The following is a 3928-nucleotide window of genomic DNA, read 5'->3' on the forward strand; positions in this document are numbered from 1 at the left end:
CTATTCCACGGAAGTCACTTCACTACCGCACACCACTTGAAGTATTCCTAAGTCACGTCACAGATGAACAGCTTTCAACATTTTTCTAATTTAAATTGACATTTCGGGTTATTTAAAGAGACTTTCTAATAACTACATATCATAGGTGCCCATATCATTTGCAATGACAACCCTGCCAGCGTGTTTTTGACCAGCGTCCTTGGTTAAGCCTAATTTATTATAGGCGAAGGTCACAGTGGTATCTGCCTGCACAGCTACTCCCATTACTTCACCAGTGTCAGTATTAATTCCTGAAGGAACATCAACAGCAACTACTGGCGCCTCAACATCATTTATAGCATGGATTACATCTACGTAATGTCCTTTAATTTCACGATCAATTCCGATACCAAAAATTGCATCGACAATCAAAGAGGCATCTTGTAATGCTGTTAAATCTGTGGTTTCTGGGATGTGATAGTATCGACAAATTTTTTCTTGAACTTGGTGTTCCTCAGAAGTATGAGCTGGGTTGCCGACGTTGACGATCTTAACCTGAAGACCAGCAATCTTTAAGAGACGAGCAATTGCTAATCCATCACCCCCGTTATTGCCGCTTCCTGCAACGATAATGATGTTAGCTTGATTGATAGGAAATGCAGTAATAATCTCGTCTCGTACTGCCAAAGCGGCCCGTTCCATTAGAACAAGCGAAGGGATTCCCACTTCATTAATAGTGTGAGAGTCAAGTTCACGCATTTTTTCGGCAGTAATAATTTTTTCCATAATGACATCCTTCTTTAAAAAAGAGTTTATAAATTGATGATAACACTTAAAGCTTAAAAATCTGAAGATAATTGTGTTGGATTGATCTAGACCGGTTATAATAATAGGTGAAGGTGATTATATGAATTACGCTGCATTTTTATCTTATTTCCGTCAAATGATCGATCATAAGACTGAATGGACATCAGCAGATTCTAAAGATCGACCTAATGACCCTATTTATGATGATCAAATGAAAGAGTTTGCTAATGAATTTAAGAACTCTGAAGATTATGATCCGCATTATTGTCAAACATTACGTTCAGCAGAGATCGTTCCCAAAGTTGATCATGAAACAATGGGTGAGGTAATGCTGGCCGATAATGCAAGATTAACCAAAGCTATGCTTTCAATGATCATAAATGGTGAAAAATTACATAAAGGAACATGGGCAGATGCTCTGCGGGAAGGCTTTTTCTTTCAATTATTAAGTGCATTGTGTCCAGCAACGGTAATTGCATAATGAGTAAAAAAGACCAGTATGAAGTGAAAAAATTTTATGGTATTCCCGTAGTAAATGATAATTCCGGTGGTTATGCATTAAAAATGGGTGCTGATGGCAAAGCAAAAATTCACACATGGAGAACCGGAAAGCATACCAAAGGGAAATATCGTCAGCCAGGCCAATTGTTATTAACTGAGAATAATATGATGGTCATGATAGTGTCAGCAGAACCAATGGCGTTTAAAAATCGACATAGTGAGGTGCCTTGCCAACGCTTTTTGACTGCTGAAGTTTCTCCAGAGTTATTAGAACGTGGCCGACAAATTTTTTCACAATATCAAAAAGAATTGTAAAATTATCTAATCCAAAATAGAGCAGGCGCGATCACAAAGTTATCAGCTACTTTGTAGTCACGCCCTTTTAATAACTCTATTTAGTTAATAATTCTTTCAGAACGATTGCTTGGTTATGCTCAGTGTCCTTAGCACTATACAGTAAGATGACATTTTGTGTTTTTAGCTGTTCATCAACGGTCGCTTTTAATTGGTGAAAGGCAGGATTATCTTTTAACTCATTGATATAACGTAGTTTAAACTCTGGATATTTATCAACGTCATGATTGAACCACTTTCTCAAATCATTTGTTGGACCGACCTCCTTCAACCATTGATCCAGATGAGCATTAACTTTTGAAATACCACGGGGCCAAAGACGGTCAACTAAGATGCGATAACCGTCTAAGTCGGCTGGTTTGGTATAAATTCGCTCAGTTTTAATTTCCACGTTTAATCACCTCTTAATCAATGATAGGATACATACAAGAAGGAGTAAATAGCTATGAAAACAAATACTTATCAGCACTTCTTTACAGGCCGTCCAACTCCTGAAATTGCTCAAGATTTACTGGGACGAACGCTGACATATCAGGGGCCAAATGGTAAAGTTGGTGGACTAATTGTGGAAACTGAAGCCTATCTTGGAGAGGATGATTCAGCGTCTCATGCATATGGTGGCCGACGGACACATTACACCGAATCCCTCTATGGTAATCCAGGCGATGTTTACATCTATCAAATTCGTTCTCACTATTGCTTTGATGTTGTTGTTCAAAAAGCAGGTGAGCCCCAAGGGATTTTAATTCGTGCAATAGAACCAACCATTAATGTTCAACAAATGATTAAAAATCGTGGAGTTCAAGGCGTCAATATATCCAATGGCCCGGGAAAATTGATGCAAGCGTTAGGAATTCAAAGTCGTCAAATGGATGGGCAATCAATGAGTGATGCACTGTTATCTATTGATATTACTTCCAAAACAAAGCCTCAAAACATCGCAACCAGTTTGCGGATTGGTATTAATCCTGCTGGAGCAAATTATCAAGCACCACTACGTTTTTATGTTGCTCAAAACCCGTACGTCTCTAAAATGTTGAAGCGTGATGCCGATGAAGAAAACCATGGATGGGAGATGTAGCCAGTGTCTTTAACTTATCAGAATATGAAACGAGCAGTTAAAATTGTAATTGCTGCAGGAAATGTGCCAAATATTGTAGGAGATGCTGGGATTGGAAAATCTGCTTTAGTGGCAGAAATTGCAAAAGAATTACATGCACGCTTGTTCACCACGGTGGTTAGTTTGGCAGAAAAAGGGGATTTAGCAATACCAGTGCCACCGTTGCGAGATGAGGCATTTATTCAGACAACTCAATATGGAGAACTAGCAAATGTCAAATATGGTTATTCAGAAACTTTAATTCAAATTATTCAACAGGCTGAAGCATATCCAGATCAACCAATTATCTGGTTTTTAGACGAGTTTAACCGTGGTACTGCGGCTGTCCAAAGTGAGCTAATGAATCTAGTCCTACAGCGGCAAGTAAATAGTTTACATTTGCCAAACCAGGTTCATATTGTATTAGCAGAAAATCCAGACGATTCAATGGGAGGGTTTGCTGAAACTAATTATGCTGTTACTCCAGCGGATGCAGCGATTAAAGATCGAACTGTTCGATTAGTGATGCAAGCTTCGCTAAAAGATTGGTTGTTATGGGCCAAACAAACTGATAAGAATGGAAAAAGTAATATTGACCCATTAGTGCAAAAATACCTCATGACCCATGAAAGTTATTTAACAGGTCCTAAGTCAGATGATTTGTGTCCAACTCCTCGATCATGGCAACGAGTATCTCAAAATCTTCGTCAATTATTGCTTTTACCTGCAAATACCCAGCAGCAATTAATGGCTGATATATTTAGTGGTGATTTAGGGAGTGAAGTTGGCGTTGCATTTGCAGAGTACGTTTTGCACCATGGTCAACAGATAACAGCTAATGATTTGGTAAATAAACCTATCACCGAAATATTAGAGCAGTTTAATAGTCAGTCCGAAGCAGATAAGGTTCAGCTGTTAACGACATTAACTGCCCAAAACAATTCATTATTTTTGGATAAGGATTTCATTCAACGTTATATTGACTACCTTAATGCTCTTAGTCCGGACGGTAGGTACGCAATCATTCAAGAGTTTGCCAAAGTTAGTCGCCAACATCCTGAATTATTGGAAAAGGGATACGATCAAGCAAATGATGATGAAGTGTTTGCAAAATTTTATCAATTAGTTCAAAAAATTGCTGCATTATAGGTGATGATATGAGTAAAGTAGAAGACGCACAACAAAGGC

At 38.4% G+C, this 3928-nt stretch carries 6 protein-coding genes; 4 read left to right on the plus strand and 2 right to left on the minus strand.

Going from position 1 to position 3928, the window contains the following annotated elements; translation table 11 throughout:
- Positions 1-132 precede the first annotated feature (132 nt).
- Positions 133-768, minus strand: a complete 636-nt coding sequence (locus H5975_RS07555) for an NAD(P)H-hydrate epimerase (protein ID WP_204785536.1) — start codon at positions 766-768, stop codon at positions 133-135.
- A 118-nt stretch (positions 769-886) separates the two neighbouring features.
- Here H5975_RS07555 and H5975_RS07560 point away from each other — a divergent pair, with 118 nt between their 5' ends.
- Positions 887-1267 carry a hypothetical protein gene (locus H5975_RS07560; RefSeq protein ID WP_178661516.1) on the plus strand — a complete coding sequence of 127 codons (381 nt, stop codon included), beginning with the start codon at positions 887-889 and terminating at the stop codon, positions 1265-1267.
- Positions 1267-1602 carry a DUF7671 family protein gene (locus tag H5975_RS07565; protein WP_204785532.1) on the plus strand — a complete coding sequence of 112 codons (336 nt, stop codon included), beginning with the start codon at positions 1267-1269 and terminating at the stop codon, positions 1600-1602. Before H5975_RS07560 ends, H5975_RS07565 begins: the two co-directional genes overlap by 1 nt.
- A gap of 76 nt (positions 1603-1678) precedes the next feature.
- On the opposite strand, the gene H5975_RS07570 is transcribed toward H5975_RS07565, so the two are convergent.
- Entirely contained in the window at positions 1679-2032 is a 354-nt protein-coding gene (locus H5975_RS07570) for a DUF488 domain-containing protein (protein ID WP_204785533.1), read from the minus strand.
- A gap of 54 nt (positions 2033-2086) precedes the next feature.
- Here H5975_RS07570 and H5975_RS07575 point away from each other — a divergent pair, with 54 nt between their 5' ends.
- Both H5975_RS07575 and H5975_RS07580 read left to right on the plus strand, forming a co-directional pair.
- Positions 2087-2722, plus strand: coding sequence for a DNA-3-methyladenine glycosylase (locus H5975_RS07575; protein ID WP_204785534.1), 636 nt, complete (start codon positions 2087-2089; stop codon positions 2720-2722).
- Positions 2723-2725: 3 nt separating this feature from the next.
- A complete protein-coding gene (locus H5975_RS07580) occupies positions 2726-3889 on the plus strand; it encodes an ATP-binding protein (RefSeq protein WP_204785535.1) in 1164 nt (387 codons plus the stop codon).
- Positions 3890-3928: the final 39 nt, after the last annotated feature.

It is taken from the genome of Limosilactobacillus coleohominis (assembly GCF_016901675.1).
GTDB lineage: Bacteria > Bacillota > Bacilli > Lactobacillales > Lactobacillaceae > Limosilactobacillus > Limosilactobacillus intestinavium.